Source organism: Desulfurobacterium indicum (assembly GCF_001968985.1).
GTDB lineage: Bacteria > Aquificota > Aquificia > Desulfurobacteriales > Desulfurobacteriaceae > Desulfurobacterium_A > Desulfurobacterium_A indicum.
The window spans coordinates 22,501-28,582 of record NZ_MOEN01000019.1; the positions used below are offsets into that span (position 1 = coordinate 22,501).

4 protein-coding genes and 1 pseudogene are annotated in these 6,082 nt (G+C 39.3%); 2 read left to right on the plus strand and 3 right to left on the minus strand.

Going from position 1 to position 6,082, the window contains the following annotated elements; genetic code table 11:
* Positions 1 to 31: 31 nt before the first annotated feature.
* Entirely contained in the window at positions 32 to 961 is a 930-nt protein-coding gene (locus BLW93_RS05750) for a ketopantoate reductase family protein (RefSeq protein ID WP_076713145.1), read from the minus strand.
* Between the two features lie 88 nt (positions 962 to 1,049).
* On the opposite strand from BLW93_RS05750, the gene ligA reads away from it, so the two are divergent.
* Positions 1,050 to 3,221 carry an NAD-dependent DNA ligase LigA gene (gene ligA / locus BLW93_RS05755; protein WP_076713146.1) on the plus strand — a complete coding sequence of 724 codons (2,172 nt, stop codon included), beginning with the start codon at positions 1,050 to 1,052 and terminating at the stop codon, positions 3,219 to 3,221.
* A complete protein-coding gene (gene mnmE / locus BLW93_RS05760; RefSeq protein ID WP_076713147.1) occupies positions 3,218 to 4,606 on the plus strand; it encodes a tRNA uridine-5-carboxymethylaminomethyl(34) synthesis GTPase MnmE in 1,389 nt (462 codons plus the stop codon). The genes ligA and mnmE overlap by 4 nt, the downstream gene beginning before the upstream one ends.
* Positions 4,607 to 4,661: 55 nt before the next feature.
* On the opposite strand, the gene BLW93_RS05765 is transcribed toward mnmE, so the two are convergent.
* Together BLW93_RS05765 and BLW93_RS09050 are read right to left on the minus strand one after the other, a co-directional pair.
* Positions 4,662 to 5,411 (minus strand): HpaA family protein, encoded by a 750-nt coding sequence (locus tag BLW93_RS05765; protein WP_076713148.1) that lies wholly within the window; start codon positions 5,409 to 5,411, stop codon positions 4,662 to 4,664.
* A gap of 182 nt (positions 5,412 to 5,593) precedes the next feature.
* Positions 5,594 to 6,022, minus strand: a pseudogene (locus BLW93_RS09050) (IS256 family transposase).
* Positions 6,023 to 6,082 lie beyond the last annotated feature (60 nt).

Below are 6,082 nucleotides of genomic sequence, written 5' to 3' on the forward strand. Positions count from 1 at the left end.
CTCAAAAAGTTTGGGAAATTTTAACATAAACTTACTTTTCCCTTTTTTCGTCAAGAAGTAACACTGTGGCATAGATACAATGGTTATAAGGAACATATATCCCCTTTTTCTCCGCCTTTCTGACAAGAGCTCCCGTTATGCCCTCAATCTCAAGAGGTTTTCCCCTCTCAAAATCAAGAAGCATTGATGTTTTATAGTTCATAAGGTCAGGCGATGATTTCAAATACTTTTCCATTGTCTCCTTTTTAAGCTCAACCCCCCAAGCCTTTGCCACTTCCATACACTCTTCCATCAAATGCTTTAACACTTTAAACGCTTCAGGATGTTCAAGCATTTCACCAACAGTTGCCCTCGTAACGACAGAGTAAGGATTAAAAGCAACGTTCCACATAAGCTTTTTCCAGAGAGTATAGTTGATATTCCGCGAAATCCTGACCTCTATTCCCGTTTCTGCCATATCTTCTGCGATACGCCTGATTCTATCAGTTACCGTTGTAGTTATAATCTCCCCAACCTCAAGAAGCCCGGCAGCTTTATGAACAATAACGCCTGGCTCTTTAACGTAAGCACCGATAAAGGCCGTAGCACCTATAACCCTGTCACTTCCCAGATATTTTGCAAGAATTTCTTCATTTTCTATACCGTTTTGAACAGAAACAACGGCAAACTTTCCATCTATCTCAGAGAGTTTTCTGGCAATCTCTTCCGTATCGTAGGACTTAACGCAAAGAAGAACAACATCAACATCCTTCAAAGTGTCAAGCGAATCGGAAAAAACAACCCTTCCAGACTCTCTAACGGTAAATGTTCCATGTTTAAAACTTTCAACCGTTAAACCTTTATCTTTAAAAACCTCCACATGGTGGGGCTTACCGATAAACACAACTGCTTTTCCGCCGTTCGCAAGCATCCCTCCGTAAAAGCCCCCAACACCGCCAACGCCGATTACACCGTACCTCATAACAATCTCCCATAACCTTTTTATACTTTCAAATCTTACCAAAAGAGGATATTATATTTTGTATTGTAAGGTTTTAACGGAGGGAACCATGAGATACACGGTAAAAGATGAAGAGACACTTCAAGCGTTAACAGATAAACTTCTAAAAGAAATAGAGAAGAAAAACTTCATCGAAAAGCTATCAAAAGAAGAAGCAGAAAAATTAGCGGAAGATTTAAGGAAAGTCATAAGGTATCACGACTATAAGTATTATGTTGAAGCAACTCCGGTTATTTCAGACTATCAGTACGACCGACTGTTTCATGCACTTGAAGCGATAGAAAAAAAATTCCCCGAACTTGTAACTCCCGATTCCCCCACACAGCGAATCTCTCCGGCATTCACCGGTGAATTTAAAAAGGTTAAACATCTGGCAGAGATGACATCTCTTGAAAATACCTATTCAGCAGAAGATTTAAAGGAATGGGACAAGAGGGTAAGAACCGCTCTAGGCGTAGAGACGTTAGAGTACGTCGTTGAACCGAAGTTTGACGGTGCAAGCATAGAGCTCGTCTATGAGAATGACATTTTCGTAAGAGGTGTAACAAGGGGCGACGGCATTGTCGGAGAAGACGTAACAATGAATGTTAAGACCATAAAATCCATCCCCTTAAAAGCACCTTTTTCAAAACACGGCATAAAAAAGGTTTCCCTCCGCGGAGAAATTATAATGCCAAGAAGCGTTTTCATAGAGCTCAACAGGGAAAGGGAAAAGCAGGGGCTTACACTATTTGCAAACCCGAGAAACGCGGCAGCCGGAACGATGAGACTAAAAGATCCAGGTGAGGTTGCAAAAAGGAAACTTGACTGCTACACATATTTTATCCTTTACAGCGAACCCAAAAAACTGTGTAAAGACATAAAAACCCAATGGGAGGCTCTTGAAATCCTTAAAGACTGCGGATTCAAAGTCTCACCTTTAAATAAGTTATGCAAAGGAATAGACGAAGTTATAGACTACATAATGAAGTGTCAGGAAGAAAGAGAATCCTGGGACTTTGAAGCAGACGGAATGGTTGTCAAGATAAACGACACCTGCGCATGGGAGAAACTAGGCGAAACACTCCACCATCCACGCTGGGCAGTCGCATACAAATTTCCGGCAAAACAGGCAGTAACAAAACTAAAAGACGTCGTATGGCAGGTAGGAAGGACAGGAGCTCTTACACCTGTTGCAGTCCTTGAACCTGTTGAGGTCGGCGGAGTTGTTGTTTCAAGGGCATCCCTCTTTAACCCCGATGAAATAAAAAGAAAAGACATTAGAATCGGCGACTACGTTATCGTTGAACGTGCCGGCGAAACAATCCCTTACATCGTTGCTCCCGTAAAAGAGAGAAGAACCGGTAAAGAAAAACCTATAGAAGTGCCAAAAACGTGCCCTGAGTGCGGCTCACCGATTGTTCACGAACTTGACGAAGCCGTCCCAAGATGCCCGAACATCAACTGTCCAGCTCAGCTAAAAGAACACCTTATATACTGGGGGAAGGTGCTTGACATCAAAGGGCTTGGTGAGTCAACCGCAAACCTGCTTACCAGAAAAGGGTTTGTTAAAAATATCGCAGACCTTTATACTCTTGACAGAAACGCACTCATCAGACTTCCCGGCTGGGGCGAGAAAAAGACAGATAATCTCCTTTCCCAGATAGAAAAGTCAAAAAGTGCAGAGTTTTACAAAAAGCTTACGGCTCTTGGAATCAGACACGTCGGCGAAAAAACGGCAATGCTCCTTGCAAAGCGGTTTAAAAACCTTGACGAACTGATAAATGCACCTTTTGAAAAACTTGCTTCCATTCCCGGAATAGGACCAATTACCGCAACAAGCATCAAAAATTTCTTTAAAGCAGAAAAAAACGTTGAAATGATAGAGAAGCTCAAAAAAGTGGGCTTTACTTTTGAAAGAACAGCCGAAGAGGAAGAGGAGAGAGAACTTCCGAAACCTTTAGCAGGACAGAACATCGTATTCACCGGCGAACTTGAACACTTCAAGAGAAAAGAGGCACAAAAAATCATAGAGCTTTTAGGCGGCAATCCTACAAACTCTGTAACGCGAAAAACCTCTTTTGTGGTCGTCGGCGAAAATCCCGGCTCAAAACTTGCAAAGGCCGAGAAGTTAGGAATAAAACGGATGAACGAACGGGAATTCATAGAGTTCATAAAACCTTTAGCAAAGGAAAATCCCGAAGTTGCCAAAATCCTTGAAGAGAAAGGGATAAAAGTATGAAAGACTACTTATGCGAAGATACGATTGCGGCGATAAGCACTCCATTATCAAAAGGTGCCATCGGAATCGTGAGAATTTCGGGGAAAAAAGCCCTTGAAATTCTTAAAAAGGTATTCAGAACAAAAAGCGGAAAACCAAAAGAAACCTTTGAAAATAGAAAGATGACCTACGGCATTATCGTTGACGAAAACAATGATGAGATAGACGAAGTCCTCGCCGTTTACATGAAAGGGCCAAAAACGTTCACCGGCGAAGACGTGGTGGAAATCCACTCCCACGGCGGAATCTATGTGGTTAGAAAAATCCTTAAAAGAGTTCTGTCGGAAGGGGCACGCCTTGCAGAACCTGGCGAATTTACAAAAAGAGCCTTCCTAAACGGCAGGATTGACCTTGTCCAGGCGGAAGCGATAAACGAAATAATTAACGCCGAAAGCGAACTTTCCCTTAAAGTTGCCGTAAACCACCTTAAGGGAAGTTTAAGCAGCAAGATAGAATCTATAAGAGACATGCTCTTTCATCTAAAAGCATTCATAGAAGCGGCCGTTGACTTTCCGGAAGAAGAAATTGAAATCATTGAAACAGGCAAGGTAAAAGAAAAGGTTGAAAAAGCAACTGAAAAGATAGAAAAGCTCCTTGAAACATACGATGATGGAAGAATTATTCGTGAAGGCATAAAAATAGCAATAGCAGGAAGGCCAAATGTCGGCAAATCCTCCCTCCTTAACGCCCTTTTAAAGGAAGAAAGAGCAATTGTTACAGACATTCCCGGGACAACAAGAGATGTAATAGAAGAAGCTGTTACGTTAAAAGGTATTCCTGTAAGGCTTATAGACACGGCAGGTATAAGAGAAGCAAAAGACGTTGTTGAAAAGATAGGCATAGATAAAACAAAGGAGAAATTAAAAGAAGCTGACATCATACTTTTTGTTATTGACGGCTCTACTGGATTCACAGAAGAAGACAAAAAGATATATGAAACGCTAAAAGATAATCCAAACTTAATAGTTGTAATAAACAAAAAAGACCAGGGATTAAAAGTTTCGTGTAAAGACTTTGAAAATACCTGCGTAGAAATAAGTGCCAAAGAAGGTGAAGGTATAGAAGTTCTTTCTGAAGTAGTTATGAAAAAACTTCTTCTTGAACCAGAAACCTTATTTAAAGAGACAGAAGCAATGATAACAAGCGAAAGGCATAAAAATCTGTTAGAGAAAGCGCTAAAAAGTCTTCAAAATATGAAAAAAAGTATTGAATACGGTATTGAATCACCGGAGTTTTTGGCACTTGACCTTGATGAAGCCCTTAACGCTCTTGGTGAAATTGTTGGCAAAAAAGGCATTGAAGACATGCTGGATATAATATTTTCAACATTTTGTATCGGGAAGTAATAGGGTAAAGAGAAAATAAGTTCCTCTTTACCCTAAGTTTTTTATTTTAAAAAATTTAAAATCTTTTAAGATGCTTAACCTGTTCAACATCCTTCTCAAAACTTAAAAGCTCTTCTCTATCAAGGTATTTATTAAGCTTTGAAACAGCATATTTATAAAATCTATTTATGCCTTCTGCCATAGCTTTATCTCTTGAATCTATGAGCTCTTTTGGTGCTGTAGCTTTACTAACCAAATCCGTAATTAAATCTTTATTCCTATTATTTATTTGATACTGATAGGTGTAGGGGTCAACGATGTTTGCATCAGAAAGATTGATTCTTTTTTTCATGAAAACTTGTCTTGTAAGAGGTTCTATAAGAGTTACAGTAACGTCTCCACCAAAATAGAGTTTACCCTTTTCAGAACAATAAAGATTGTTGCATTTGTTTTCTTCCACAACTTTTTTAATATCTAAATTGATTTCTGGAATTAATGTTAAGTAAATTTTCTTCTTATCTTGATAGGTAATATCATCAAATGTTTCATATGGACCTTTTAAAGTAAATCCCTTTTTAATGAGAATTTCTTGTATCGCAGTTTGAAGAGCTTTTTTTAACTTATCTTCATAATACTCTTTAAAATATTGGGATGGTGAAACAATACCAATTATTTTCTTTGTCTTGGGTTGTTCTTCTACTTGCGGTGTTTCTAAATTTAGTTGAGTTGTAACTCTTTTGACGGGAATTGTTGAAGCACAGCTACTTAATAATACCCCAATTAGGATTGCACCCGTTAAAAATTTTTTCTCATTTGATCCCTCCAATATGTTTTTTTTGTGTTTTCTGTAAATGGATTATAGATAAATGTAAACTTTTTTTCAATGAAGTGTCCATAAAACTGTGTAAATTCTATTACGCCTCCAACCTCTCTCCAAAAATTTCAGAAAGCTGGCCGTAGATAATGCCCCAACCCCTTACAGAGCTTTTGCTCCACTTCTTATCAAGCTCAACTACTGCTAAATAAAGGCTCTTCAAAATAGTCGGAAGATACTTCCCTCTTGTCCTTCCAAGACACATAACTCAGGGAGTCCCTTATCTGGTGAACTACGCATCTCTGTATCTCTGCTTGTGGATAGACTCCTTTTATCGCTTTGCTTATCCCTGCCATTCCGTCTACGCTAAATATGAGAACGTCTTTGACTCCTATACTCTTTAAGTCATTGAACACCTTAAACCAGAAACTTGAGCTCTAAGTCTCCGATATCCAGAATCCTAAGACCTCTTTCTTCCCTTCTCGGGTTATTCCGATTATTACGTAGATAGCTTTATCCCTCGCTCTCCCTTCTTCTCTGACTTTGTAAAAAATACAGTCTATGAAGAGGATTACATAAACCTTCTCTAAAGGCCTTGATTGCCACGGTAGTATTTCATCAATTGTGTCTCACTAAGATTTCAGAGGCGACCTCCCCCATAGATTTTAGGAGTCGAAAAAACC

What these genes read in the sequence shown, in the direction of transcription:
- BLW93_RS05750 (WP_076713145.1), bottom strand. Translation starts at nt 961, where the DNA reads ATGAGGTACGGTGTAATCGGCGTTGGCGGTGTTGGGGGCTTTTACGGA.
- ligA (WP_076713146.1), top strand. Translation starts at nt 1,050, where the DNA reads ATGAGATACACGGTAAAAGATGAAGAGACACTTCAAGCGTTAACAGAT.
- mnmE (WP_076713147.1), top strand. Translation starts at nt 3,218, where the DNA reads ATGAAAGACTACTTATGCGAAGATACGATTGCGGCGATAAGCACTCCA.